Annotated in this window: 21 protein-coding genes and 1 riboswitch; of the genes, 12 read left to right on the forward strand and 9 right to left on the reverse strand. The window is 71.2% G+C overall.

Translation table 11 applies throughout. The annotated features are described in order from the left end of the window. Positions 1 to 163 precede the first annotated feature (163 nt). The 3 genes from HNR73_RS07195 to HNR73_RS07205 form a co-directional block, all read right to left on the reverse strand. Positions 164 to 1,003, reverse strand: a complete 840-nt coding sequence (locus HNR73_RS07195; RefSeq protein WP_203685879.1) for a DUF8832 domain-containing protein — start codon at positions 1,001 to 1,003, stop codon at positions 164 to 166. A gap of 70 nt (positions 1,004 to 1,073) precedes the next feature. Next, a complete protein-coding gene (locus HNR73_RS07200; protein ID WP_184786515.1) occupies positions 1,074 to 2,984 on the reverse strand; it encodes a WD40 repeat domain-containing protein in 1,911 nt (636 codons plus the stop codon). 108 nt (positions 2,985 to 3,092) lie between these two features. Next, positions 3,093 to 3,554 (reverse strand): anthrone oxygenase family protein, encoded by a 462-nt coding sequence (locus HNR73_RS07205; RefSeq protein WP_203685877.1) that lies wholly within the window; start codon positions 3,552 to 3,554, stop codon positions 3,093 to 3,095. A gap of 343 nt (positions 3,555 to 3,897) precedes the next feature. Between HNR73_RS07205 and HNR73_RS07210 the strand changes: the two genes are divergently transcribed. Then, positions 3,898 to 7,086 (forward strand): S8 family peptidase, encoded by a 3,189-nt coding sequence (locus tag HNR73_RS07210; protein WP_184786517.1) that lies wholly within the window; start codon positions 3,898 to 3,900, stop codon positions 7,084 to 7,086. A 238-nt stretch (positions 7,087 to 7,324) separates the two neighbouring features. Here the strand turns inward: HNR73_RS07210 and HNR73_RS07215 are convergent, their stop codons facing one another. Beyond that, complete coding sequence (locus HNR73_RS07215) at positions 7,325 to 8,107, reverse strand: DUF1963 domain-containing protein (protein ID WP_184786518.1); 783 nt, start codon at positions 8,105 to 8,107, stop codon at positions 7,325 to 7,327. A gap of 89 nt (positions 8,108 to 8,196) precedes the next feature. After that, positions 8,197 to 8,361: a 50S ribosomal protein L33 gene (rpmG, locus tag HNR73_RS07220; RefSeq protein WP_184786519.1), complete on the reverse strand. Its 165-nt coding sequence runs from the start codon at positions 8,359 to 8,361 to the stop codon at positions 8,197 to 8,199. Positions 8,362 to 8,432: 71 nt separating this feature from the next. On the opposite strand from rpmG, the gene HNR73_RS07225 reads away from it, so the two are divergent. Beyond that, the gene (locus HNR73_RS07225; RefSeq protein WP_184786520.1) at positions 8,433 to 9,659 is read left to right on the forward strand and encodes a CobW family GTP-binding protein; all 1,227 of its coding nucleotides are present in this window, start codon (positions 8,433 to 8,435) and stop codon (positions 9,657 to 9,659) included. Here HNR73_RS07225 and HNR73_RS07230 read toward each other — a convergent pair. Continuing rightward, the gene (locus tag HNR73_RS07230; RefSeq protein WP_203685873.1) at positions 9,648 to 10,160 is read right to left on the reverse strand and encodes an O-acetyl-ADP-ribose deacetylase; all 513 of its coding nucleotides are present in this window, start codon (positions 10,158 to 10,160) and stop codon (positions 9,648 to 9,650) included. The two genes, HNR73_RS07225 and HNR73_RS07230, sit on opposite strands and share 12 nt — an antisense overlap. A gap of 54 nt (positions 10,161 to 10,214) precedes the next feature. After that, a riboswitch (cobalamin riboswitch) is annotated at positions 10,215 to 10,352 on the forward strand. A gap of 113 nt (positions 10,353 to 10,465) precedes the next feature. Between HNR73_RS07230 and HNR73_RS07235 the strand changes: the two genes are divergently transcribed. The 3 genes from HNR73_RS07235 to HNR73_RS40630 are packed head-to-tail and all read left to right on the forward strand — an operon-like array spanning position 10,466 to position 12,633. Beyond that, complete coding sequence (locus HNR73_RS07235; protein WP_184786521.1) at positions 10,466 to 11,011, forward strand: acyl-CoA thioesterase; 546 nt, start codon at positions 10,466 to 10,468, stop codon at positions 11,009 to 11,011. Beyond that, positions 11,004 to 11,630 (forward strand): LysE family translocator, encoded by a 627-nt coding sequence (locus HNR73_RS07240; protein WP_184786522.1) that lies wholly within the window; start codon positions 11,004 to 11,006, stop codon positions 11,628 to 11,630. The genes HNR73_RS07235 and HNR73_RS07240 overlap by 8 nt, the downstream gene beginning before the upstream one ends. 46 nt (positions 11,631 to 11,676) lie before the next feature. Beyond that, a complete protein-coding gene (locus HNR73_RS40630) occupies positions 11,677 to 12,633 on the forward strand; it encodes a DsbA family protein (RefSeq protein WP_184786523.1) in 957 nt (318 codons plus the stop codon). Here the strand turns inward: HNR73_RS40630 and HNR73_RS07250 are convergent. Then, on the reverse strand, positions 12,630 to 17,039 hold the full coding sequence (locus tag HNR73_RS07250) for a DEAD/DEAH box helicase (RefSeq protein WP_184786524.1): 4,410 nt from the start codon (positions 17,037 to 17,039) through the stop codon (positions 12,630 to 12,632). The genes HNR73_RS40630 and HNR73_RS07250 overlap by 4 nt on opposite strands. A 101-nt stretch (positions 17,040 to 17,140) precedes the next feature. Between HNR73_RS07250 and HNR73_RS07255 the strand changes: the two genes are divergently transcribed. Beyond that, positions 17,141 to 18,325 carry a M20 metallopeptidase family protein gene (locus HNR73_RS07255; RefSeq protein WP_184786525.1) on the forward strand — a complete coding sequence of 395 codons (1,185 nt, stop codon included), beginning with the start codon at positions 17,141 to 17,143 and terminating at the stop codon, positions 18,323 to 18,325. Between the two features lie 7 nt (positions 18,326 to 18,332). Here HNR73_RS07255 and leuE read toward each other — a convergent pair whose 3' ends face one another. After that, a complete protein-coding gene (gene leuE / locus HNR73_RS07260; RefSeq protein WP_184786900.1) occupies positions 18,333 to 18,989 on the reverse strand; it encodes a leucine efflux protein LeuE in 657 nt (218 codons plus the stop codon). 5 nt (positions 18,990 to 18,994) lie between these two features. Then, complete coding sequence (locus HNR73_RS07265; RefSeq protein ID WP_184786526.1) at positions 18,995 to 19,654, reverse strand: pyridoxamine 5'-phosphate oxidase family protein; 660 nt, start codon at positions 19,652 to 19,654, stop codon at positions 18,995 to 18,997. Between the two features lie 35 nt (positions 19,655 to 19,689). Here HNR73_RS07265 and HNR73_RS07270 point away from each other — a divergent pair, with 35 nt between their 5' ends. The 6 genes from HNR73_RS07270 to HNR73_RS07295 all read left to right on the forward strand — a co-directional run bounded on the left by HNR73_RS07270 (position 19,690) and on the right by HNR73_RS07295 (position 25,887). Then, positions 19,690 to 21,009, forward strand: a complete 1,320-nt coding sequence (locus tag HNR73_RS07270) for an aminotransferase class I/II-fold pyridoxal phosphate-dependent enzyme (protein WP_184786527.1) — start codon at positions 19,690 to 19,692, stop codon at positions 21,007 to 21,009. 77 nt (positions 21,010 to 21,086) lie between these two features. Beyond that, the gene (locus HNR73_RS07275; RefSeq protein WP_239121981.1) at positions 21,087 to 22,367 is read left to right on the forward strand and encodes an MFS transporter; all 1,281 of its coding nucleotides are present in this window, start codon (positions 21,087 to 21,089) and stop codon (positions 22,365 to 22,367) included. Positions 22,368 to 22,380: 13 nt separating this feature from the next. Next, positions 22,381 to 22,584 (forward strand): DUF3046 domain-containing protein, encoded by a 204-nt coding sequence (locus HNR73_RS07280; RefSeq protein WP_184786528.1) that lies wholly within the window; start codon positions 22,381 to 22,383, stop codon positions 22,582 to 22,584. Positions 22,585 to 22,770: 186 nt separating this feature from the next. Then, positions 22,771 to 23,820: a recombinase RecA gene (recA, locus tag HNR73_RS07285; protein WP_184786529.1), complete on the forward strand. Its 1,050-nt coding sequence runs from the start codon at positions 22,771 to 22,773 to the stop codon at positions 23,818 to 23,820. A gap of 545 nt (positions 23,821 to 24,365) precedes the next feature. Beyond that, positions 24,366 to 25,112 (forward strand): GAF and ANTAR domain-containing protein, encoded by a 747-nt coding sequence (locus HNR73_RS07290; protein ID WP_184786530.1) that lies wholly within the window; start codon positions 24,366 to 24,368, stop codon positions 25,110 to 25,112. A 73-nt stretch (positions 25,113 to 25,185) separates the two neighbouring features. Continuing rightward, positions 25,186 to 25,887: a GAF and ANTAR domain-containing protein gene (locus HNR73_RS07295; RefSeq protein ID WP_184786531.1), complete on the forward strand. Its 702-nt coding sequence runs from the start codon at positions 25,186 to 25,188 to the stop codon at positions 25,885 to 25,887.

Here is a 25,887-nt window from a genome sequence, read left to right on the forward strand (position 1 = left end):
CTTTCGTGCCCATGCGGTGGGGCGCGGCCGCGAGGTGACGGCCGCGCCCCACGAGCGGATCTTGCCGTGAGGCCGTGCACTGGCGTGGAGATGAGTCCGCTGCGACAGGGACAGGACAGGTCGAGGTGAGGCATGGGTTTCCTCCGTCATGGGCCGTCTGTGGTCAGTGGTGCGCGTGCTCGGCGTGCCGCATGTGGACCGCCTCCTTGGCGGTGGCGTGCAGCGTGAACTCCGCCGTGCGGACGACGTCACCGTGCTGGAAGTCGAGGTACAGCCGGTAAACGCCACCGGTGGGCGCGACCACCATGAACGTGATGTCGGGCCCCGGTGTGACGTCCGCGCCGCTCTCCGGGTGGACGTGCAAATAGCCCAGGTCCCCACCGCGCAGGGCCACCAGGTGCCCATACGCGCCCAGGTAGGGCTGAAGGTCGGTGACGGGTGCGCCTTCGCGGCTCACCGTGAGCGTCAGCGGGGTCGCCGCGCCGGGCGCGAGCTCGCCGTCGAGGGTCACGGTGTACTCGCCGATCCGCGCGGTCCTGTTGTCCTCGGTGAACGTCCTGGGCTCGTACAGCCCGCCGACCGAGGCGTCGACGCCGAGGGTCAGGCTCCGGCCGTGGCCGGTCGGGTGGATGTCGGCGAAGAACCGCCACGCGCCCGGTGCGAGGGTCAGCTCGGCGGTCCAGGTGCCGTTCCCGTCGCGTACCGGGTGCACATGCTGGAACCTCGCGGTGTCGCGCCGGACGGCGATGAAGTGGAGTTCCTTCTCATGCTCGGGCTCGAACTCGGTCACCGGCCGCCCGTCGGGGCCGGTGATCCGGAAGGTGACCAGCCGCGCCCCGCCGGTGAGGATCGGCGAGTCGAGTTCGAAGGTGTACCCGTCCTCGGAGACCGACAGGCCGCCGGGGCGGGCTCCGCCGTGACCGTTCATGTCGTGCTCGCCGTGGCCGTTCATGATGCCTCCATGTGGGACGTGCGCCGTGGCGCCGTTCTGCTCGTTGACCATGCCGAGCATATACCCCTAGGGGGTATATTGGAATGGTGATCCACGTCATGGGGGAGGCATGTTCGTACGGTCAGCCCGTGGGCACCAGGGGGAACACGGCCACGTCACGGTCGAAGCAGACGATGAGGCGGCCGTCCGGCGTGGCGGCGAGCGCCCTGACCGGCTCGGGGAACCGCATGTCGGGCCGAATCCTGATCAGGGTGGTGAGGTTCCACATCTCGACACCCTTCCCACTGGTCGTCACCGCGACGGGGTGGCCGTCGATCGTGGTCGCGGCCAGTGCTTCGACGGAACTGACGGGAAGCGGTCCGACCTGCCGGGCGGCGGCGACGTCCCAGACCTTCACCCACGGCTCGGGCCAGGAGTCGTCGGCGGTGAGAGCGAAGGACCGTCCGCCCGCGACGGTGGCGGCCACGAGGCGCACCGGCTTGCCGTTGCCTCCGGTGGTCTGGAGGCCGGTGTCGCGGTTGGAGGCGAGGTCGCGGACCTTGAAGCCGCCGCCCCAGCGCCCGAGCACGGCGACGGGCCGCTCGTCGAGGGCGGTGACGGCGAGATCTTGCACCCACCGGTGGTCGCTCTTGCGGGGCTTGCCGGTCTCCTCGCCCGTGCGCAGATCCCAGACCCGGATGGTCTTGTCGTCGCCGGCGGTGATGGCACGGGGCATGTCGCCTCCGCCGTCGGCACCGATCGCGGTGATCGGGCGGCGGTGGACGGTCGACGCCTCCCTCACCTGCTTCCCGATCGCGAGGTCCCAGGTCCGGACCTCGCCTTCGGTGTCTCCGGTGACGGCCGTGCCCCGCCCGTCCACCTCGGTCGCCGCCACGGCGGTGACGGCACCGGTGTGGCCGGTCAGCGGCGGGCACACCTCGTCTCCGGTGTCGAGGTCCCAGACCCGGACGGTCCGGTCTTCGCTCCCGGTGACCACCACCGGCCGCCCGGCGACCGACGTGGTCGCCACGGCGGTGATCGCGGCGTCATGGCGGACCGGTTTCCCCACCGTCCCATTGACGACCAGTTCCGACACCCGGATCGACCCGTAGCTACAGGTGGACACCACCACCTGCCGACCGTCCAGCACCGCCGTCGCCAACGTGTTCGGCGTGGAGGTGTGCTGGGGGAACAGCTCGCCGACCGGTTCCATCGTGGCCAGGTCCCACAGCTGGACGGCCGGTTCTTCGTCGACGCAGAGGACCGCGACGATCCGGCCGTCGACGACCGTGATGGCCGCGCCCTCCAGATGATCCGGCCGGGGGAACGTGCCGACCGGTAGCCCGGTGGCGAGATCCGACACCCGCGTCGTCGTCTGGTAGCCGCCGGAGATCACCACGGCCTGTCCGCCGGGCAGCTCGCCGACGGCGATCGCGCCGACGTAGCCCGTATGCGCGGTGAACGGCTTTCCCACCGGCTCACCGGTCTCCAGATCCCATACGTGCACGGCCGGGCCGCCACCGGTGACGGCCACCCAGCGTCCGTCCAGCACGGCGGTCGCCACGGTGTAGACCGGGCCGGTGTGTTCGCGGAACGGCGCCATCACCTCTTCCCGGGTTTCGAGGTCCCACACGCGCACGGTGTGGTCATAGCAGCCGGTGACGACCACCCGGCGGCCCTGCCGCTCCCCGACGGCGAGGGCCTGCACGCTGTCGGCGTGAAGGTGGAGAGGTTCTCCCACCGGCTTTCCCGACGCGAGATCCCATACCCGGATCGTTTCGTCGTCACCACCGCTGACCACGACCTCGCGGCCGTCCAGAACGGACAGGGCCACCGTCCGCACGCCGTTGGTGTGACCGGTCCAGGGGGCGCCGACCTGCTCGCCCGTCGACAGATCCCACACCCGGACGGTCTTGTCGCCGCTCGCGGTGACCGCCACCGCCCGTCCATCGAGGACGGTGGTCGCCACCGTCGACACCCAGCCGGTGTGGCCGCCGATGTTCCCCAAAGGCGGGCAGGACGTGACGCCCTTCGGCAGCAGACTGCTCCACACCTGTCGCCATCCTTCGGTGCGTGCGGGATCAAGTGGAAGTTCCTCATGAAATGCCGACATGCGGTGCAGAGTAGCCAGTCGCGCCCGGCGCGGGGCTCGACGGCCTCGCTACGCGCGCCGTGCGGGCATCAGGGCCGCGACGGCGAGGCCGGCGAAGGCGAGGACGCCGGCCGCGGTCCGGGCGGCGTGCGCGATCTGCCAGCGGTCCCGCGTGTCCGTCCAGTCCGCGGGCGGTGCGGAGACGCTCCAGCCGAGCTGGTCGGAGTTGATCGGGAGGTTCACCACCAGCGTGAGGCCGAAGACGAAGAGCAGGAGGGCGAACGCGGCGACGGTGAGTCCGCGTGCGTTGGTCTTGCGGGTCAGGTAGACCAGTAGTGCCGTGGTGAGCAGTGCGGGGATCAGGGTCACGGTGGCGAGTGTGTCCAGGGAGTCGAGTTCGACGAGCCGGACCTGGGTGTAGGCGGTGGCGTCGAATTTCCGCAGCGACAGTTCCAGGACGAGGACCCCGGTGAGGAATCCGGCGAACAGGCCGCTGAACAGCAGCCCGGCGAATCGCACGTACCGTGTCATGATCATGCTCCTTCGAGTTTCGGATCGTACGAGACTCATATTAAAGTCTTGCGACCATCAAGCAATATGAGTTACGTAACACATTCGCACCCGACCGTCCTTTGTAGATTCAATGTGCGAAACGGAGCCCTGGCCACGGTAAGGTCCAACGGCCTGAAGTGGACGATCTACAAAGGACGGTCACCGTCGGTGGGCGGCCCTCGTGGTTCGCCGTCGAGCGACCGGTCCGTGACGACACCCCGTGCGTTCGGCTCGGGCGCGCCGGCGTCCACGCTCGACGATTGGGGAACGTTTCGTGAACCACCGCCCTTGGCTCGCATCCGCGGGCATCGCATCCGTCCTCTTGGCCACCCTCACCACCGGAACGGCGCACGCCGACCCGGTCCTGCCCGGCTCCGCGGCCTTCACCCCGGCCGAACGCGCACGGGCCGGCACCGTCGGTCTCGTCACCGGGGACAAGGTCCTCGTCTCACCCACCGGCAAGTTCGCCTTCTTACCCGGCGAAGGGCGCGAGGACGTCGGCTACGTCGCCTACACCGAGGACGCCGAACAGCACGTCATCCCGCGCGACGCCTTGCCGCTGCTCCGCCGAGGCGTGCTCGACGAGAGTCTGTTCAACGTCACCGGGCTCGTGCGTGACGGTTTCGGCGACGGCGGCTCGCTGCCGCTGATCGTGCAGGACGACGGTGGATCGATGTCGGCGTCCTCTTTGGACGGTGTGACGGTCGTGCGGAACCTGGAGAGCATCGACGCGAAAGCGGTGGAGGTGCCCCCGGAGGAGGCCGTCGGATTCTGGGCGGGCCTCACCCCGAAAGCGGGGGCACTGAGCCCCGGGCTCACGCACGTGTGGCTCGACGGGAAGGTCGAGGTGCTCCTCGACGAATCCGTTCCGCAGGTCGGCGCCCCGGACGCCTGGGCCGCCGGTTACACCGGATCCGGTGTCACGACCGCGATCCTGGACACCGGCTACGACCCGACGCATCCCGACCTCGCCGGCAAGGTCGCCGAGGCCGTCGACTTCACCCGGACCTCGCCGGGCGCGATCGACGGCCATGGACACGGCACGCACGTGGCGTCCACCGTGGCCGGTTCCGGCGCCGCTTCGGACGGGCGGTACAAGGGCGTGGCCCCCGACGCGTCGCTGATCGTCGGCAAGGTGCTCAACGACTCCGGGAGCGGTTCGCAGAGCGGGATCATCGCGGGCATGGAGTGGGCCGCCGAACAGGGCGCCGCGGTGGTCAACATGTCCCTCGGGAGCGGGCCCACGGACGGCACGAGCCCGATGGACCGGGCCGTCAACGAGATCAGCGAGGCGACGGGCACGCTGTTCGTGATCGCCGCGGGCAACGACGGGTGCGTCGCGTGCGTGACGAGCCCGTCCACCGCCGACGCGGCGCTGTCGGTGGGAAGCGTGACCAAGTCCGACGACCTCAGCGGCTTCTCCAGCCAGGGTCCCCGAGTCGGCGACTACGCCGTCAAACCCGACATCGCGGCCCCGGGCAGCGCCATCACCGCCGCGAGGGCGACCGGAACCGCACTCGGCGAGCCGGAAGGCGACTTCTACACCACCGCCAGCGGGACGTCGATGGCCACGCCGCACGTCACCGGCGCGGTGGCGATCCTGAAGCAGGCGCATCCCGACTGGACGGCCGAGCGGCTCAAGGCCGCGCTGATGGGCTCGGCGACGGGCCTCGACGGGCTGTCGGTCTACCAGCAGGGCGCGGGACGTCTCGACGTGTCCACCGCGATCTCCGCGGCCGTCACGCCGAGCACGGGCAGCCTGTCCTTCGGGAACTTCGCCCACCCGCACGACCAGACGCCGGTGGGAAAGACCGTCACCTACACCAACGCCTCCGGTGCCGCCGTGGCACTGACCATGAGCGTGACCGGCGGCAACAGCGGACTGTTCACATTGGATAAGACCGCCGTCACGGTTCCCGCCGGCGGAACCGCAGAGGTCACCGTCACGGCGAACCCCTCCGCGGACCAGACCGTCGGCGCGCAGTCCGCCGTGCTCGCCGCCACCGGCGGTGGCGGCACCGTGCGCACGGCCGTCGGCGCCAACCTCGAAGCCGAGAAGTTCGACATCACCATCGACGCCACGGCCCGCGAAGGCGGCACAGTGGACGCCCTCTTCGGCGGATGGTTCGACCTCGACAGCGGTGAGGGCGAGTCCTTCCACGAGGCGGACGACATCACCGTGCGCCTGCCCGCCGGGCGCTACGAGCTGCTCGGCTACGTCGCCACCGAGGCCACGGGCGAGGTCACCGCGTTCGCCACCGACGTCATCATCACCGACGCCGGGCAGACGGTGGTCTGGGACGCCAGGAAGGGCAGGCGCGACGATGTGAACCTCGACCCCAAGGACGAGCGGCTCGACATCGGCACACTGAGACTGAGCGCCATGAACGTCACCGAGAACTGGTACCACAGCTTCAACTGGTGGCTCGACGACACGGTCAAGGCGTACACGGTGCCGAGCGCGACGATGCTCGGCAAGTACTTCACCTACCAGTTCCAGGCGCAGTACGTCAGCCCGGACGGGTCGGCTAACCCGTACCGCTACAACGTCTCGTATCCCACCGCGGGCAAGATCCCGGCGGGCACGGTGCGCACGGTGAGGAACTCGGCGCTGCAGCGAGACGACGAGACGTACCACTCCCAAGGCACGGCGATCACCGGATACCGCCAGGACTACAGCGCCGACGACGGAGGCGTTACCGAGGCCGTCGAGCAGGTACTGCCGGGCAAGGCGACCGTGTACTTCACCCCGGGAGCGTGGGTGAGCGAGCTGTACGTCGGCGACTTCGACGGGGGAGCGACGGAGGTGGCGTCGAGCCTGTCCACGAAGATCAGGGGCAGGACGGCGCATCCGGTGTGGAACAAGGCTCCGCTGGGGGCCACCTCGTACGGTTCCCGTTTCGCCGACGACATTCACATCGGGGCGGCGTTGTTCGACGACGCGAGCCGGGGCGTTCTCTCCGACTCCTACCTCGTGGCGACCGGTACGTCGGTGTTGTCGCTGAACGGTGAGGAGCTCGTCGCCAACGAGGACCCGTGCGACGTGAACACCGCGCTGGCCACCGGGGCGAGTGGAACCGCGACGCTCACCTGCACCGCGACCCGGTCGGTCGACTGGTCCCCGCTCGGGACGACGTCGAGCGCGCGGTGGACCTTCGCCACCGTGCCGCCCCCGGCCGACGAGGGAGCGGACCTGCCGCTGAACTCGGTGGCGCTCGGATCGGCGAGCGTCGTCAACGGCTACGCCCCGGCGACGGCCATGCAGTTCGTGACGCTGGACGCCTTCGCCTACGGCGAGGGCTACGCGGGCACCAGGCGGCTGACCTTCGAGGTGTCGTACGACGACGGCGTGACGTGGAAGAGGATCATCGTGCACCGGACCGGCGACCACGCGACGGCTTCGCTGAAGCACCCGGCGGGAGCGACCTTCGTGTCGACGCGACTGTCCTTGGTGGACAACGCGGGCAACACGGCGACCGTGACCACGATCAGGTCCTATGGCCTGAAGTAGACGGACCCGACAGGGCGCCCTCGGCTGGGGGCGCCCGGTCGGCCGCCTGCCGGTGGGGGAGTGTTCCGTGCCCGCTCCGCGTCGAATGCCCGCCGGACTGACGAGTCGCAACTGCCAGACGACGAGCGCGGCGGTCGGCCGTGTCGCCTTCTATGGAGAGGGCGGCCGGCATAGCCGTCGATTGACCTCTCCTCCTCGGTCCCGGCGTTCTTCGCCCCAGCGGACGCCGGGGTCCTGACTACGTGCACTGGATGCGCAGTCCCGTGCGCTGGGTGTGCTCACGGCACATGAACAGGTACAGCGTGCCGACGTCGCCCCACGACGCGTCGGTGAGCTCGGTGGGCCGGATCTGGAGCAGCAGCTCCATCGGGTCCGGGCAGTCGGGGCAGAACGGCGTCTGGTCGCCGCCGTTGGCCCAGTACGGATAGCCGCCGATCGCGACCCCGGCGTTGCGGAGGTGCGGGGCGCGGACGCGCTCGTGTGTCAGGTCGAGGGAGGCGCTGTCGACGACCCGCCAGTTCGCCCAGGCGTCGCGGCCACCGCTGTCGCCGGGCACGAGATCCCACAGTTCGGGGCAGTGCAGCGACATTCCGCAGCCGTCGGGCAGTGACTTCCCAGGAAGCGGAAGCGCATGGCGTTCCTCGAAGGCGGGGCCGTCGCCGGCGTCGGCCACATGCGGATCCGTCAGCGACGTGTACGACCGGACGAGCCAGCCGCCCCGCTCGCCGCTTCGGCCCCACGGATGGCAGTTCCAGCAGTAGAAGAACGTGAAGAACGCGATGGGCAGCCGGTCGTGAAGCCCGTCGCGTTCGTTGTTCACCTGCGCTACGAACCTCAGGTCGTCGGCGCAGCCGTCGCAGACCGGCCAGGACTCGCCGTCCTCCATGGCCGGAAGCCCGCCGAAGCGGGTCCCGGTGAGTTCGCGCTCCGCCGGACGGCTCGCCACCGGTTCCAGGACCGTCCTCGTGCGCAGCAGCGGCCGCAGCAGCCGCCTGACGCGGTCTTCCTCCAGTAATGCCACCGGGGCATCGTAACGATGGCGAACGGGCGTTCGTTCGTGCTGCCCACCGCGAAAGAGGAGCGTCACGAGGTGACGCCCCTCTCGCCGGGTCAGCGCTCTTCGCGGAACTCGACGTGCCGTGCGGCGACCGGGTCGTACTTGCGCAGTACGAGGCGGTCGGGATCGTTGCGGCGGTTCTTACGGGTCACGTAGGTGTAGCCGGTCCCGGCCGTGCTGCGGAGCTTGACGACGGGCCGGATGTCAGTGGAAGCCATGGGCGTCCTCCTCGGAAAGGTTATGCATAATGATAATCATTATCGTTAAGCCTCTATTCCCGGGAGACCCGATGACCACCACCGGACCGATCGCCCCACCACGCCGTCCAGAGCCGGCCCCGGCCACGCGCACGCCTGTCACCGTCCTCGCCGGCCTCCACTCCCACGCCACCGCCGACGTGGCCGACCGCCTCCTGCACACCGAACCGGGCCTCATCCTCATCGCCCACGACCTCGCCGACCTCGCCGACGGCCACGTGCGCCGCCGTGTCCGCGACGCCACCGGCGTCCTGGAAGAGGGCGAGGCCGCACTCGCCCACGGCTGCGTCTCCTGCGCGGTGCGCGACGATCTCGTGCCCCTGCTGGTGCGCCTCGCCCACGACCATCCCGGCCGCCCGCTGCTCGTCGAACTGCCCGAGACCGTCGAGCCCCAGGACCTCGCCGAGGCCTGTGCACACGCGCCGGCGGCCGAGGTCCTCCGCGTCGACTCCTGCACCACCGTCCTCGACGCCCTGAGCCTGCTCGGCGACCTCAACAGCGTCGACGACCTCGCCCACCGCCGCCGGACACCCGTCGAGGACACCCGGGGCGTGGCCGAGGTCCTGGTCCGGCAGATCGAGTACGCCGACACCGTCCTGCTGCGCGGTGAGGCGTCCGGCGGTCCCTACGAGACCGCGCGCCTCGGCGTTCTCACCCGCCGTCTCGCGCCCTGGGCCGCGCACCCGTCGCCCCCTGACGACGAAGGCCTCGCCGCCGCGATCCTGCGCACGGGCAGGTACGACCCCGGACGTCCGCCCGGCCCGGCGCGAGCACTGGCCGGGCTCACCCTGGGCGTGCACGAGCCCTTCGAGGACTGCGGCGTGATCTCCATGTTGTTCGCGACCCGCCGGCCCTTCCACGCCGGGCGCCTGCACGCCCGGCTCGACGAGATCGCCTACCCGGCCTTGCGTGCCCGCGGCCATCTGTGGCTGGCGACGCAGCCCGACACCGTCGTCGCCTTCGAGGCCGCCGGGGGCGGCATCGCGATGGCCTCGCTCGGCCCTTGGCTGGACGCGCTTCCGGTGTCGGGATGGGACGCCCACAGTGCCGGCCGTCGGGTCGCGGCGGCGCTCGACTGGGATCCGTACTACGGGGACCGCGGTACGTCCCTCGCCTTCATCGGCGAGGGATTCGACGTCGACGAGCTCCGCCTCCGTCTGGAGGGCTGCCTGCTCACCGACATGGAGCTGTCACAGGGCAGGGACGCCTGGACGGCCGGGGAGGACCCTTTCGCCGGGTGTTTCCCCTCAGCCGCCTGAACGGATCCGCGTGGCGAGGTCGTGGGTCTCCCGGTCGAACAGCACGAGCCGAGCCTCCTCGACGCTCGTCTCGGCCGAGTCGAAGGCGCCGAGGGCGACGCCGATCGCGTCGTCGATCGGCCAGCCGTAGATACCCGCCGAGACCAGCGGGAAGGCGACCGTGCGCGCGTCCAGTTCGTCGGCGACGGCGAGACTGCGGACGTAGCACGACCTCAGGAGGTGGGTCTGGTCCTTGCCGGGCCAGTATTGCGGGCCGACGGTATGGATCACCCAGTGTGCGTGGAGACGGCCCGCGGTCGTGGCCACGGCCTCACCGGTCGGCAGGCCCCTGCCGTAGTGCGAGCGGCGCAGATCCTCGCACGCGGCGAGGATCTCCGGCCCGCCCGCGCGATGGATGGCGCCGTCCACGCCGCCGCCGCCGAGCAACGAGGAGTTCGCCGCGTTGACGATCGCGTCGACGTGCTCCACGGTGATGTCGCCTTGCACCAGTTCCACTCGCACGAGCGCCTCCTCACAGTGGGCAACGGCACGATGCTCCCACCGCATTCCCGTGGCTAGTCTGATCATGGCGCTGGTGCGTTCCCGCCCGGGGACGCCGCAAGAGGGAACCCGGTGGGAATCCGGGGCTGCCCCGCAACGGTCAACGCGCGTTCCGCCCGTGAGCCCGATACCTGCCCGTGCCCCGCGCGCGACCGCGCGCGGTGACCGCCGGTCTCGTGGGTGGGCCGAACGGGCGCGACTCTCGCCGCGCCCTGTCCTGCCCTCGGCCGACGGTCGGCGACCGTTCTCGAGGGAAGGAACGAAGCATGACCACACTGGAAGAACCGGCCCGATCCCACGCCCCCCGAACGGATCAGCCCGGGAGCGCCCGGCCACCGTCGGCCTCACGCGTGACCATGTCGAGCATCATGGGCCCACAGGACACCAACCTGATGGGCACCGTCCACGGCGGCGTGGTCCTCAAGCTCATCGACTCCGTCGCCGGGGTCGTCGCCGCCCGCCACAGTGAAGGCCCCGCCGTCACCGCGTCCATGGACGAGACCGCCTTCCTGGTCGCCGTACGCGTCGGCGACGTCGTCCACGTCGACGCCCAGATCACCTGGACCGGCCGCACCTCCATGGAGGTCGCCGTCAAGGTCACCGCCGACCGCTGGGACGAGTCCGTCCCCGCGACCGTCGTCGCCACCGCCCACCTCGTCATGGTCGCCGTCGACGAGGCGGGAAACCCCCGGCCAGTGCCGCCACTGGTCATCACCTCCGACGCCGACGTCCGGCGATCCCGCGAGGCCGAGATCCGCCGCACGCACCGGCTCGCGCTCCGCGCCGCCCTCCGGGAAGCCGCCGATGCCTGAGTGGGGGACCTACCTCGGTTACCTGGCCGCCATCGCGGTCTTCATGATCACGCCGGGACCGGACATGATGTTCGTGATCGCCAACGCCGGACGCTGGGGCGCCCGCGCCGGCATCGCCGCGGCGCTCGGCGTCGCCTTCGGCGAAGCCGTCCACATGGCCGCCGCGGCCCTCGGCCTCGCCTCGCTGTTCGCCGCCAACCCGGTGCTGTACCAGGGGATCCGCTACGCCGGTGCCGCCTACCTGCTGTTCCTGGGCGTCCAGGCCTGGCGCAGGTCCAAGCGACCCCTCGAACCCGGCGCCGACGGCACCGAAGGCCCCGGCCTCACCCGCGCCTTCACGCGCGGCGCCGTCACCAACCTGCTCAACCCCAAGATGATCCTGTTCTCGATCGCGTTCCTCCCGCAGTTCGTCGACCCCGCCGCCGGGGGAGTGACCGGTCAGCTGCTGGTCCTCGGCGCGACCTTCGTCGTCCTGCAGATCGCCGTCGACGCCTCCCTCGGCCTGCTCGCCGGACGCCTCGGCGGAAGACTCCTGCGGCGGCCGAAGGTGGGCCGGGCCGTGAACACCGTGACCGGCGCCGTGTTCTGCGGTCTCGGGGTGAAGCTCATGGTCGGGTGAGGTCGGCCGAAGGCGCCCTCGACGACGGCAACTACCATCTGCGCTCATGAGTGAACCCCAGTGGCAGCAGGGCAACCAGCCGTACCAGCAGCATGGGCAAGGCCCCATACCGCCACAGGGCCCCCCGGCGCAGGGATACCCGCCCGCGCAGCCCGGCTACCCGCCGCAGGGCCAGCCCGGTCACCCGCCCGCCCCGGGAGGGTGGCCGGGCCAGGCACCCGGCCCGCAGGGTTTCCCACCCGGTGCCCAGCAGCCCTACGGCCAGCCCGGTCACCCGCCGCAGCAGGGTTTCCCGCCCCCGCCCGGTCCGCCCGGCTGGCCGGGCGCGCCGGGCTTCCCACCCCAGCCGCCCCGGCAGAAGCGGACCGGCCTGATCATCGGCTCCCTGGCCGGCGCCGTTCTGCTGGTCGGCGCGATCGTCTTCGCCGCCGTCGTCTTCTGGCCGACGAGCGATGAGACACCCGCCGGAGGCGGAACCGCCACGGCGCCGACCGCGGCGACGGAGGACTACGGCGTGGTCGTCGGCAGCGGTGCGACGAAGGTCGACATCTGGCTCGACTTCGGGTGCCCGCCCTGCAAGACCTTCCACGACACGAACGCCGAGAAGCTCATGCAGCTCAGCTCGACCAACCGCATCACGGTGGTCTACCACCCGGTGAACTTCCTCGACCGCACCTCGCCCGACGAGTACTCCACCCGCGCGGCCACGGCGGCCGTCTGCGCCGGTGACGACGGGAAGTTCGAGGCCTACGCGGGCTTCCTCTTCGACAACCAGCCCGCCGAAGGCGGTCCCGGACTCAGTGAGGAGGAGCTCGTACAGGCAGGCCCACCGGTCGGCACCGGCGACGCCTTCGCCGACTGCGTCCGCACGGTCAAGTACCGCGACTGGATCGCCGAGGGCAGCGCGGCCTTCACCGCCGGCGCGGTCCCGACGGTGCACATCAACGGCACCAACGTCATGGACCTGACGACCTTCGCCGACGAACTGGCCGCCGCGAGCTAACCCAACCGCAGACCGCGCGGGGTTTCCCGGAACCCCGCCGCGGTCAGCGCGGCACCGAGAACGGTCCCCGACACCGGCTCACCGTCACCGCGCTCGACCGACAGTGAGCCCAGCCCGCCGCGCCGGACGGTGTCGACCAGCGCCTCGGCGGCACCGGTGAGGACCTTCTCGTCGACGGTGTAGGACAGCATGGTCCGCCCACCGCGCTCGACGTAGAGCACGAGTTCGCCGCCGCTCAGGACGACCAGCGCCCCGGCGCGGCGCCCCGCCCGGTGCCCGCCGCCGTCGGCGACGGTCTCGCGCGGATCAGGCCAGGACAGGCCCGCCCCGAAGGGATTGGCCGGGTCCGTCGCGGCGAGCACGACGACCTCGCCGCCGGGCGCGGCACACGCGCGCAGACGGTCGACGGCTCCCGGCTCGGCGAACTGCGCGGCGCCCAGCCCGCTGACGAAGTACCCGCGCCGGACGGCCCCGCGGTCCTCCATCGCCGAGAGCACCGGGTAGAGACCGACGGTGGTCTCGCGGACGAGAACACCGTGCCGGTCGAGCGCCGCGGCGGCCCGCGCGTGAAGACGGCGGGTCGGGTCGGTGTCGCGCTCGGGAAGCCGCTGCCAGCGGCCGGTCGCGGTCGGCGGGGAGGTCCGCGGTGCCCCGCCCGCGCGGCGGGAGAGTGGGAAACCCGGTCGCGCGCGTCTCGACCTGGGCGGGCTCGGCCGGGAGCGATGCGCTCCGGCGCCCGAGAGCAGCGTCCGCAGGGGTGCGAGGGAGTCGTTGGTGACCCAGCCCGACCACACCAGGTCCCACAGCACCGACACCAGCGAGGCGTCGTCCTCGGCATCGACCGTCTCGGCGAGGTCGCGGAAGAACCTGGCCTGTCCCAGCGCGTCGAGGACGGCGGTGTGGAGCTCGGTGGACAGCGCCTCCGGGTTCGGTTCGGGGAGCAGCAGCTCGGCGGCGTCGGCGTAGGCGAGGGTGATCCAGCCGTCGTTGGCCGACAGGGAACCCGAACCCGCCCACAGCAGCTCGCCCGAGGAGGTGAGTTCGTCGAGGTAGACCGGGGTGTAGTCGCCGACCCGCGCGGGCAGGACCAGTCGCTCCAGAGCCGACGCCGGGATCGGTGCGCCCTGGAGCTGTTCGACGGCGGCGGCCACGGCGTCGACTCCCATGGCCTCCTCGCCGATGCCCTGCCAGGCGGGCAGGAAACGCGCGTAGGCGCGCGCGGGGACGGGCGCGATCTCGGCCCGCAGCGCCGAGAGGCTCCGGCGCTTGAGGAGCCGCAGGACCTCCACGTCGCACCACTGCGGTTCCGCGGCGGTGAACTCGCCGTGGGCGAGGTTTCCCGCGGCGGCCAGGCGGCGCAGGACCGGCTCGACGGTCGTCGGTTCGGCCCCGAAGCGGGCGGAGATCCCGGCGGTGGCGAAGGGGACGTGCGTGCGCGCGTATCGGGAGACCAGGTCACCCCAGGGGTCGGCGACCGGGGCGAGGAAGGCCTCCGGCACGCCCTTGACGGCGATGCCGAGCGCCTGGGTGTAGCGGCCGGCGTCCTCGGCGAGGATCCACCTCACCTCACCGGCGATCGCGACGGGCGTGATCCGGCCGGCGTCGGCGAGTTCGGCGGTCCAGGCGTCCTCGCCGCCGCGTTCGCCGATCTCCTCGGCGGACAGGTCGCCGATGACGCGGAGCAGCTCGATGACGTCCTCGGCGTCGCGGAGCCGTTCGGCGCCGGTCCACTGGAGCCAGCCGGCGGCCTCGGCGACGACGGCCGGATCGAGCAGCTCGGTGTGCCGCACCTCGCCGAGCAGTTCGGCGAGGAGCGTCGAGTCGACGGCGAGCGCGTTGGCCCGGCGTTCGGCGATGGGCGTGTCCTCGGAGTAGAGGTTTCCCGCGACGTAGGCGAACAGCAGCGAACGCGCGAAAGGCGAAGGGCGTTTCGTCTCGATGTCGACGAGGCGGGTGGCGCGCCCGGCCAGGTCGCGCATGAGGCCGGTGAGCGCGGGCAGGTCGAAGAAGTCCTCGACGCACTCGCGGGCGGCCTCGGCGGTGACGGGGAAGTCCTCGAACTCGCGGGCCACGCCGAACAGCTGGGCGGCCCGCTGACGCTGCTGCCACAGGGGCTGGCGGCGGCGCGGGTCCCGGCGGGGCATGAGCAGCGACCGGGCGGCGCACTCCCGGAAGCGCGCGGAGAACAGCGTCGAGTTCGCCAGCTGCCCGGTGACCAGCGCGGCGATCTCGTCGGGGTCGAAGGCGACGAGTTCGGCGCTGGGGGGCTCGGGCATGTCAGGCAGGCGCAGCATGATGCCGTCGTCGGTCGGCAGCGCCTGGGCGTCCACTTTGTACATCTCGCTGATCCGGGCCGCGATGGCCAGTGACCAGGGGCCGTTGACGGGTTTACCGAGCAGCGAGTGCACGGCCAGGCGCCAGTCGCCGAGTTCGTCGCGGAAGCGCTCGACGATGACGGTGCGGTCGTCGGGGATCGCGCCGGTCGCCTGCTGCTGGCCGGTGAGGTACGACTCCAGGTTGGACACGGCGTAGCGGTCGAGCTCCGGCCAGGCGCCGTCCCCGGCCGCCGCCGCGCGCAGGCGCCGGCCGATGGCCAGGCCCAGCTCGGCGGGACGGCCGATGTCTTCACCCTTCCAGAACGGCATCCGCGCGGGCTGCCCCGGCGCGGGCGAGACCAGGATGCGGTCGGGGGTGATGTCCTCGATACGCCAGGTGGAGGCGCCCAGCACGAACACGTCGCCGACCCGCGACTCGTAGACCATCTCCTCGTCCAGCTCGCCGACGCGCGAACCTTTTCCGCCTTCGAGCAGCGACACCGGGTACAGCCCGCGATCGGGGATCGTGCCGCCCGAGGTCACCGCGAGCCGCTGAGCGCCCGGACGCGCGGTCAGCACGTCGGTCCGGCGGTCCCACACCAGGCGCGGTTTGAGGTCGGCGAAGCCGGTCGACGGATACCGCCCGGCGAGCATGTCGAGGACCGCGGTCAATGCCGCGTCGGGCAGCGCCCGGTAGGCCGAGGCGCGGCGGACCAGCTCGGCGAGGCGGGGGACCGGCCACGGGTCCATCGCCACCATCGCCACGATCTGCTGGGCGAGCACGTCGAGCGGATGCTTCGGAGCGTGGGTCCGCTCCAGCGCGCCCTCGCCCATCCGCTCGGCGACGACCGCGCTGACCAGGAGGTCGCCCGGATGGGTCGGGAGCACCACGCCTCTTGAGACCGCGCCGACCTGGTGGCCGGCGCGCCCGACCCGCTGCAGCCCGGAGGCCACCGACGGGGGAGCGCCGATCTGCACGACCAGGTCGACGGCCCCCATGTCGATGCCCAGCTCCAGGCTGGACGTCGCCACGACCGCAGGCAGCGTCCCGCCCTTCAGCGCCTCCTCGACGTACTTGCGCTCCTCGCGTGACATCGAGCCGTGATGCGCCCTGGCCACCACCGGCGGCGCTCCCGCCGATTTGTGCGACTGGGCGGTCATCTGCTCCTTGATCGCCGTCGGCGGGACCATTCCCGTGGCGAGCTCGTTGAGGCGCCCGCACATGCGCTCGGCGAGCCCGCGGCCGTTGACGAACACGATGGTCGAGGAGTGCGCCCTGATCAGGTCGAGGAGGCGGCGCTCGACGGCGGGCCACACCGAGGCCTTGCGGCCGTCGGGGTCGGGTTCGGGGGAGGTGAGGTCCTCCATCGGGACCTCGACGGTGACCTCGATGGTCTTCGCCGAGGCGGGACGGACGAGCGTCACCGGTGCGACGCCGCCGAGGAACTCCGTGGCCTGCTCGACCGGGCGGACCGTCGCCGACAGGCCGATGCGCTGGGCCGGGCGCTCCAGCAGCGCGTCGAGGCGTTCGAGGCTCAGCGCCAGGTGCGTGCCGCGCTTGGTCGCCGAGACGGCGTGCACCTCGTCGATGATCACCGTCTCGACCGAGCGCAGTGATTCCCGCGCGGCCGAGGTGAGCAGCAGGAACAGCGACTCCGGAGTGGTGATGAGGATGTCGGGCGGCGTCCGCGCGAAGGCGCGGCGCTCACTGGCCGGGGTGTCCCCGGTGCGCATCCCGACGGCGACCTGCGGCACCGTGAGCCCCTGGGCTTCGGCGACGGCGCGGATCCCGTCGAGGGGGCGCCGGAGGTTGCGCTCGACGTCGTAGGCGAGGGCCTTGAGCGGGCTGATGTACAGCACCCGGCACCGGCGCGTTGCCTTCTCCGGCGGGGGCGCGACCGACAGACGGTCGATGGCCCACAGGAACGCCGAGAGCGTCTTGCCCGAGCCGGTCGGCGCCACGACCAGGGTGTTGTCCCCACGCGAGATCGACGTCCAGGCCTCGGCCTGGGCCGCGGTCGGCGCGGTGAACGCCGAGGCGAACCACCGCCTGGTCGCCGGAGTGAAGCCCGCGAGAGGATCGTTGCCCATGGGTCGATCATGCCCCGCGGGTACGACATCGCGGGGTTTCCCGCCGGGGTTCGCGCGGATAGGCTCGCCGCACCCGTGCCGCACGAAGGTGAGGAGCCGTCATGAGCCTGCGAGACGAAGCCGCCGCGATCTCCGAGGACCTGGTCGCCCTGCGCAGGGCCCTCCACCGCGAACCCGAGATCGGGCTCGACCTGCCCCGCACGCAGGAGAAGGTCCTCGCCGCGCTCGCGCCCCTCGACCTGGAGATCACCACGGGTGAGGCCCTGTCCTCGGTCACGGCGGTCCTTCGCGGATCCCGTCCCGGCCCGGTGGTGCTCCTCCGCGGCGACATGGACGCCCTGCCGGTCACCGAGCTGTCCGGCGAGGACTTCGCCTCCACCGTCGACGGCGTCATGCACGCCTGCGGGCACGACCTCCACACCGCCGGGCTCGTCGGCGCCGCCCGCCTGCTGGCCGCCCATCGTGAAGAACTCGCGGGGGACGTCGTGTTCATGTTCCAGCCCGGTGAGGAGGGCTTCGACGGGGCCGGGCACATGATCGCCGAGGGCGTCGTCGAGGCCGCGGGACGGCCCGCCGACTTCGCCTACGGCATCCACGTCACCTCGGGGCTGCTGCCGTGTGGTGTGTTCACGTCGCGGCCGGGTCCGCTCATGGCGGCCTCCGCGGGCCTGTTCGTGCGCGTCATCGGCGCCGGCGGCCACGGTTCACGTCCGCACGACGCGCTGGACCCGGTGCCCGCCGCCTGCGAGATGGTGACGGCGCTGCAGACCATGGTGTCGAGGCGCATCGACGTGTTCGAGCCGGTCGTGGTGACCGTCGGGACCTTCCACGCGGGCACCCGCCGCAACATCATTCCCGACGAGGCCGTCTTCGAGGCGACCGTGCGCACCTTCTCCGACGAGGCCGGCAAGCAGGTGCGGGAGCATGCCGTGCGCCTGTGCGAGGGCATCGCCGAGTCGCACGGGCTGCGCGCCGAGGTCCGCTTCGAAGACGAGTACCCGGCGACGATCAACGACGGCGACCAGCACCTCTTCGTGGCCGAGACCGTCCGGGAGGTCTTCGGGCCGCAGCGCTTCAGCGACCTGAAGGATCCGCTGATGGGCTCGGAGGACTTCTCCCGGATCCTGGAGCGCATCCCGGGCGCCTACGTCTTCCTCGGTGCCTGCCGTGGCGAGGACTTCTCGGTGGCCCCGAGCAACCATTCGCCCCGCGCGGCCTTCGACGACTCCGTCGTCGCCGACGGCGCCGCGCTGCTGGCGGAACTGGCGACGCGGCGGATGCGGTGAGGCCCGCTCAGCCCATACTCGACGTCGCCAGCTTCGCCGCGAACCCGATCAGCACCGCACCGACCGTCGCCGAGCCCGCGGAGGCGAGCTTCTTACGGCGGCGGAAGGCGGTGGCCAGCCCGGTCCCGGCGAAGATCAGCAGGGTCAGGTAGCTCAGGCTGCAGATCTGCACGATGACGCCGAGGATCAGGAAGGTCAGCGCCGGGTAGGCGTAGGCCGGATCCACGAACTGCGCGAAGAAGGACACGAAGAACAAGATCGCCTTCGGGTTGAGCAGGCTCGCGAAGAGCGCTCGCCGGAAGGGCCGTTCCAGTTTCCCGCCCGTGACCGCGGGGGCGTCCTCTTCGGCGGGCGCGTGGCGGGCACGCCAGGTGCGGACGGCGTCGCGGACGAGGTTGAAGCCCATCCACACCAGGTAGGCGGCGCCGGCGTACTTGACGATCGAGAAGAGGGTCGGCGAGGTCTTGAGCAGCGAGGCCGCGCCGGCGGCCGAGGCGACCATGAGGACGGTGTCGCCGATGAACACCGCCGAGGCCGCCTTGTACCCGTCGCGCACGCCGCGGCGGGCGGCGACGCTGAGCACGTACAGCGAGTTCGGGCCGGGCAGGAGGATGATCAGCACGGTCCCGATCACGTACGCCCAGATATTGGTCACACCCCACATGGTGGTCAAGCCTGCACGTTCGCGTCCGCGCGGGCAAGGTGCGCGGGAGCGGCGACGGTCACATTCTCGTCCTCGACGGCGATCCCGGGTGTGAGCACGAGCGGCACGTGCCCGGCCCAGTAGGGGAGGCCCATGTCCTCGGGCTCGTCCTTGGGGCCGCCGGCCCGCACTCTCACCGACACCTCCGACAGGGGCAGTGCCAGCACGGCGGTCTGCGCGAGTTCCCTGGCCGACGGCGGCCGCGAGGCGGCGGCACGGCCTTCGCCGAAGGTGTCGACGATGCGTTCCAGCGCCGCCCACTTCTCGTCGGGATCGGCGACGAGCCGGGCCTTGCCGTGGGCGATGACGCAGCGGAAGTTGGCCGAGTGGTGGAACCAGGCGCGGCTGTAGACGAGGCCGTCGAGGAGCGTCACGGTGACGCACACGTCGACGCCGTCCTGCCGGGCGCCGAGCATCGCGCGGCTGCCGGTCGAGCCGTGGACGTAGAGGACGTCACCGATGCGCGCGTGGACGGTGGGGAGCACACGGGGGAGACCGTCGTCGGCGATGTAGCCGACGTGGCAGACGAGCGCCTCGTCGAGGACGGCGTTGACCGAGGCGACGTCGTAGGCGAGTTTCTCGGGCGCGCGCAGGGAGGTGGTGCGGTCGGTCCGGGGGTAGGTCACCGCCGACTCCTTTGTTCTAGTACAATCCTGGAGTTGTGGCAGAACAATACCAGCCGACGGGGTCCACCGCCGCCGGGATAACCGCCGACATCGAAGCCGCCGTCCGCGACGGGAAACTCCCACCGGGAGCCCCCCTCCCCCCGGTCCGGCGCCTCGCCGCCGACCTCGGACTCGCCGTCGCCACCGTCGCCGCCGCCTACCGCGCCCTTCGGCAGCGCGGCGTCATCGAAACCGCCGGACGCCATGGCAGCCACGTCCGCCACCGTCCGCCCCTCACCCATCGAGGACCCCGCGCCCTGCCGCCCGGCGTCATCGACCTCAGCAGCGGCGAACCCGACCCCGCTCTCCTCCCCGACCTCACCACCGCCCTGCGCGCGGTACCCGCCCGCCCCTCCGGCTACCGCGACGCCGGCCCCTGCCCGCAGCTCGCCGACCTCGCCCGCGAACGCCTCGCCGCCGACGAACTCCCGCCCGGCGCCGTCACCTTCACCTCCGGCGCCCTCGACGCCATCGAACGCGGCCTGTCGGTGCACCTGTCCGTCGGCGACTCCGTCGCCGTCGAAGATCCCTGCTGGGGCAACCTCCGCGACCTCATCGCCGCCCTCGGCATGCACGCCGTTCCCATGCCCGTCGACGCCGAAGGCCCCACCGTCGACGGCCTCCGCGCCGCCCTTCGCCAAGGCGCCCGCGCCGTCGTGGTCACCAGCCGCGCCCAGAACCCCACCGGCGCCGTCGTGAGCCGCGAACGGGCCGCGCTCCTCCGCGAGCTCCTCAGCGCTCACCCCGCCACCTTCGTCATCGAAGACGACCACTGGGCCGAACTCGCCACCGACCCGCTCCACCCCGTCGTGGGCGGGACCGGGCACTGGCTCTTCGTCCGCTCGGTGTCCAAGCCCTACGGTCCCGACCTCCGCCTCGCCGTCGCCACCGGCGACGAGGCCACCATCGCCCGCGTCGAAGGCCGCATGCGCCTCGGCGCCGGATGGGTCTCCACCCTCCTCCAGCACGTCGTCCTCGGACTGTGGGAGGACCCCGCCACCGAGCACGCCGTCGCCCGCGCGCGAGAGACCTACCGCGCCCGCAGGGAGGCGCTTCTGGCCGCGCTCACCGCCCGGGGCGTGCGGGCCACCGGCCACACCGGCCTCAACGTGTGGATACCCGTCGCCGACGAGACGGCGGCCGTCACCGCGCTGCGCGACCGCGGCTACGCCGTCAGCCCCGGCGCCGTCAACCGCCTCCGCTCCGCCCCCGGAATCCGCGTCACCGTCGGCTCCCTCGTCGGCGAGGAGGACCTGGAGCTCATCGCCGACACCGTCGCCGGACTCGCGAATCCCTCCACGTCGGCCTTCCGGTGATGATCGACGCCTTGCGCCCCACGCCCCATTGGTAAACGATCGACCCCAACCTCACCCCTTACCCAGGAGTCACCAGCGTGACCGCCACAGCCCCCGGCGTCGACGTCCCCCGACTGCAACGCCGCACCATCCGCCTGCTCGCCACGACGCAGATCCTCGGCGGCGTCGGCGTCGCCATGGGCGTCTCCGTCGGATCCCTGCTGCTGTACCACCTCACCGGCGGGCCGGGACTGTCCGGCTTCGGCCAGGCCATGTCGGTGATCGGCGGCGCCCTCGTGGCGATCCCCGTCGTACGGGTGACCAACCTCTACGGCCGCCGTCCCGGCCTGGCACTGGCCTACGCGACCGGCATCGTCGGCGCGCTCGTGCTCGTCGCGGCGATCGTCGCCGGTTCGGCCCCGCTGGCCTTCGTCGGCATGTTCTTCTTCGGCGGCGGGACCGCAGCCAACCTCCAGGCCCGCTACGCCGCCACCGACCTCGCCGAACCCGCGAGGCGCGGCCGGCAGCTGTCGATGATCGTGTGGGCGACGACGGTCGGCGCGGTCGCGGGGCCGCTGCTGATGCCCAAGGCCGACGGTTTCATCCGCGGCGTGCTCGACGCGCCGCAGTACGTCGGCCCGTTCGTGGTCAGCGCCATCGGCTTCCTCCTCGCCGGGATCGTGCTGTGGTTCCTGCTGCGCCCGGATCCGCTGCTGGTGGCCCGCCGGGTCGCCGACGCCCCCGAGATGGTCAAGTCGGAGCGGGGCCTGGGCGCGGGATGGCGTGCGGTGCGCGGCAACGGCGACGCGCTGCTCGGCCTGACGGCGGTGGCCCTCGGCCACCTGGTCATGGTCGGCGTCATGGTCATGACTCCCGTGCACATCCAGGACACGATGGAGGGACACGCCCACGCCGGGCACACCGGTTCCGGATGGACCGTCGAGGGCGTCGTCGGCGTCATCATCAGCCTGCACATCGCGGGCATGTACGCGTTCTCGCCGATCGTGGGCTGGGCCGCCGACCGCTTCGGGCGGCGCGCGGTGATCCTGTCGGGGATCGTGCTGCTCATCGCCGCGTGCGCGACCGCCGGAACCGCCGGCGACGGCACGCCGCAGCTCGCGGCCGGGCTGGTCCTGCTGGGTCTCGGCTGGTCGTGCACGATGGTCGCCGGGTCGGCGCTGCTGACCGAGTCGGTCGACGTCGCGCGGCGCGCTTCGGCGCAGGCGCTGTCCGATGTCACCATGGGGGTCGCGGGCGCCGTGGCCGGCGCGCTGTCGGGCGTCGTCATGGACGCCGCCGGATACCCGATACTGGCCCTGTGCGCGGCGGTGACGACCGTGCCGGTGGTCGTGGCCGCGTTGCGCGCGCGGAGGAGATGACGGAGGAGACACGATGCGACGGACCGACTTCTGGGAGCGTATGGGCGAGACTTTCGGGCCCGCCTACGCCGCCAGCGTCGCCGCCGACCAGGTGCTGCCGCAGCTGAGGGGCCGCACCATCGAACAGGCCATCGCCGCCGGGGAGGACATCGGCGAGATCTGGCGGGCGGTCTGCACGACGTACGGGGACCGGGTGCCCTCGCGTATCCGCAGGTGACGCCCCGTCGAACTCGCCACGCCGAAACCCGCGACCTCCGCGATTATCGAACGTTAGTTCGGGTAAGGTCACTTCGGTCGCGCCGCCGCAGTCTTGTCAGACCCGCGGTCTACCGTGACCGGCATGGCTAAACAACCACCGCTGACCAAGAAGACAAACTCGTTCCCAGTCTCAGGAGGGTCGGGCATGGCTGGTTCTATCGACAAGACCAAAGCGCTCGATTTGGCGCTGGCGCAGATCGACAAGCAGTTCGGCAAGAACTCCGTCATGCGCCTCGGCGAGCGCCCCAAGACCGACATCAGAGCGATCCCGACCGGGTCGATCGCGCTCGACGTCGCCCTCGGCATCGGCGGCTACCCGCGCGGCCGGATCGTGGAGATCTACGGTCCGGAGGCCTCCGGTAAGACCTCGCTCGCCCTGCACGCGATCGCCAGCGTCCAGCGCGAAGGCGGCATCGCCGCGATCGTCGACGCCGAGCACGCGCTCGACCCCGAGTACGCCGCCGCGCTCGGTGTCGACACCGACGCCCTGCTGGTCTCCCAGCCGGATACCGGTGAGCAGGCCCTCGAGATCACCGACATGCTGATCCGCTCCGGCGCGATCGACATCATCGTCATCGACTCCGTGGCGGCCCTCGTGCCGCGCGCCGAGATCGAGGGCGAGATGGGCGACAGTCACGTCGGTCTCCAGGCCCGCCTGATGAGCCAGGCGCTGCGGAAGCTGACCGGTGCCCTGAGCAACTCCGGCACCACGGCGGTGTTCATCAACCAGCTCCGCGAGAAGGTCGGTGTCTTCTTCGGAAGCCCCGAGACGACCACCGGTGGTAAGGCGCTGAAGTTCTACGCCTCGGTCCGCCTCGACGTCCGCCGCATCGAGACCCTCAAGGACGGCGGCGACGCCGTCGGTAACCGCACGAAGGTCAAGGTCGTCAAGAACAAGGTCAGCTCGCCGTTCAAGATCGCCGAGTTCGACATCGTCTACGGCCAGGGCATCAGCCGCGAGGGCTCGATCATCGACGTCGGTGTGGAACAGAACATCATCCGCAAGTCGGGTGCCTGGTACACCTACGAAGGCGACCAGCTCGGCCAGGGCAAGGAGAAGGTCCGCGCCTTCCTCAAGGAGAACGCCGACCTGTCCAACGAGATCGAGAAGAAGATCCTGGAGAAGCTCGGCATCACCGGCTCGGCCCCGGCGGCCGACGAAGCCGTGGTCGAAGCCGAACCGGTCGACTTCTAGCCGATCGAACGAACCGGCGTCGACGGACGCGGAAACCGGTCAGCGGTGGTGGCCGGCCGGTTTCCGCGCCCGAACCGACGACGCCCGCGGCGGGGAGAACCCGTGCCGCCCGGCTGCCGCCAGGGGTTTTGGCCACTGGCGAAGCGGTCAGCCGAGGCGGGCGAGGGTGTTCCCGGCCGGTATTGGCCATGCGGTGAGAGATAAGCGCCAACGCCCGGTGTCGACGACACCGGGCGTTGGCGTGCGCTCAGGAGGGGCGCCGAAAGGGCCGCGGCGGATCGTCCACTGCGGACGCGACGTCGCACGCGAGGCCCGCCGCGCCGCCTCCGGTGCGCCACCCGAACATCGACCCCGGCTGTCACGGCAAGGTCGCTCTCCGAACCGCTAAAGTGACTACGACGGTTGCTCCAGACTCAAGGCAACATGTCCTCACCCGAGAACTGGAGGAGCCGTGATCAACGCGAACCCGCGCACACCTATCGACTCATTCTGTTCCAGAGCCGTCGGTGGATTCCAGCCGCGACGGCTCGACTCCTGTTCCGGTCATGGAACGCGGTGACGACCGTGGCGCCTGGATCTGGACTCGGGTCGGACTGGAGTCTCGGGGAGCGCCCTTCACCGTCGCGCACATCTGCGACGCGGCCGTCGCCGAAGCCCATGTGGACGGCGCTGCGGTCACGCTGATGTCCGCCGCGACCGTCTGGGAGACCCTGTACGCGACCGACAAGCCCGCCGCACGGATCGAGGGATGGCAGCTCGACTTCGGTGAGGGCCCGACGGTGGACGCCTATCAGCGCGGAGGCCCGGTGCTCGCGCCCGACCTCGACTCGCTGGAGTCGATCACGCGGTGGCCGGTGTTCGCGACACAGGCGTCCGGGGAGGGGGTGAAGGCCGCGTTCGCGTTCCCCATGCAGGTCGGTGCGATCCGGCTGGGAGCGCTCAACCTCTACCGGCTCGCGCCGGGACCGCTGGACGGCGACCAGATCGCCGACGCCCTCGCCTTCGCCGATGCCGCCTGCGTCCTGCTGCTCGCCGACGCCGAAGGCGAACGCACCGGCGCCGCCGACCTCACCTGGTACCGCGACGGCCAGTCGACGAGCCAGATCCACGTGCACCAGGCCACCGGGATGGTCCTCGTCCAGCTGAACGTCAGCGCCGAGAGCGCCTTGGCCCGGTTGCGCGCTTACGCCTTCGCCCACAACCGGCCCCTCGCCGAGGTGGCACGTGACGTCGTGGACCGAAAACTCCGGTTCCGGCCCGACACCGGGCCGGAAGTGGTAGCCGACGATTGAGAACGCCTCCGATTGGGTACATAAGGGTAAAAGCCAGGGAGTTTCGGGCGAGATGAATGTGAGGCGGACGATAATGCGTGAGCAGGGTTTGGCCGAGGTATTCGTCGAGCTCGCCGATACCCTCGTTGACGAGTTCGACGTGATCGACTTCCTGCACCAGGTGACCATCAGGTGCGCCGAGGTCCTGGAGGTGGCGGCGGTCGGCATCCTGCTGGCCGACCAGCGGGGAGCCCTTCAAGTCGCGGCCGCCTCCAGCGAGCAGACTCGTATCCTGGAACTCCTTCAGCTCCAGACCAACCAGGGACCCTGCCCGGAGTCCTTCCAGACGGCCCGGGCGATCGCGGTGCCCGACATCGCCGCCGAGGCCGAACGCTGGCCGCGGTTCAGCGACGAGGCCCTCGCCGCGGGTTTCCAGGGCTCCCACGCGCTTCCCATGCGCCTGCGCTCGACCGTCATCGGTGCACTGAACCTGTTCATGCGGCAGACCGGGCGACTGCCCGACGAGACCCTCCGGATCGGACAGGCCCTCGCCGACGTCGCCACGATCGGGCTGCTCCAGGCCCGCAGCATCCGCCACCACGAAGTCCTCGCGGAGCAGCTGCAGACCGCCCTCAACAGCCGCGTCATCATCGAGCAGGCCAAGGGAGTGCTCGCCGAGCGGTACATGCTGAACATGGACGAGGCCTTCATCCGGCTGCGCGCCGGTGCGCGCGGCCAAAACACTCGGCTGTCCGATCTCGCACGAGGCGTCGTCGCCGGAACGGTGGACGTCTGA

Source organism: Phytomonospora endophytica (assembly GCF_014202425.1).
Classification (GTDB): domain Bacteria; phylum Actinomycetota; class Actinomycetes; order Mycobacteriales; family Micromonosporaceae; genus Phytomonospora; species Phytomonospora endophytica.

Coding starts and splice junctions, on each gene's coding strand:
- HNR73_RS07195 (WP_203685879.1), bottom strand. CDS start 1,003: ATGGTCAACGAGCAGAACGGCGCCACGGCGCACGTCCCACATGGAGGC.
- HNR73_RS07205 (WP_203685877.1), bottom strand. CDS start 3,554: ATGACACGGTACGTGCGATTCGCCGGGCTGCTGTTCAGCGGCCTGTTC.
- rpmG (WP_184786519.1), bottom strand. CDS start 8,361: ATGGCTTCCACTGACATCCGGCCCGTCGTCAAGCTCCGCAGCACGGCC.
- HNR73_RS07225 (WP_184786520.1), top strand. CDS start 8,433: ATGACCACCACCGGACCGATCGCCCCACCACGCCGTCCAGAGCCGGCC.
- HNR73_RS07235 (WP_184786521.1), top strand. CDS start 10,466: ATGACCACACTGGAAGAACCGGCCCGATCCCACGCCCCCCGAACGGAT.
- HNR73_RS07240 (WP_184786522.1), top strand. CDS start 11,004: ATGCCTGAGTGGGGGACCTACCTCGGTTACCTGGCCGCCATCGCGGTC.
- HNR73_RS40630 (WP_184786523.1), top strand. CDS start 11,677: ATGAGTGAACCCCAGTGGCAGCAGGGCAACCAGCCGTACCAGCAGCAT.
- HNR73_RS07250 (WP_184786524.1), bottom strand. CDS start 17,039: ATGGGCAACGATCCTCTCGCGGGCTTCACTCCGGCGACCAGGCGGTGG.
- HNR73_RS07255 (WP_184786525.1), top strand. CDS start 17,141: ATGAGCCTGCGAGACGAAGCCGCCGCGATCTCCGAGGACCTGGTCGCC.
- leuE (WP_184786900.1), bottom strand. CDS start 18,989: ATGTGGGGTGTGACCAATATCTGGGCGTACGTGATCGGGACCGTGCTG.
- HNR73_RS07280 (WP_184786528.1), top strand. CDS start 22,381: ATGCGACGGACCGACTTCTGGGAGCGTATGGGCGAGACTTTCGGGCCC.
- recA (WP_184786529.1), top strand. CDS start 22,771: ATGGCTGGTTCTATCGACAAGACCAAAGCGCTCGATTTGGCGCTGGCG.
- HNR73_RS07290 (WP_184786530.1), top strand. CDS start 24,366: ATGGAACGCGGTGACGACCGTGGCGCCTGGATCTGGACTCGGGTCGGA.
- HNR73_RS07295 (WP_184786531.1), top strand. CDS start 25,186: ATGCGTGAGCAGGGTTTGGCCGAGGTATTCGTCGAGCTCGCCGATACC.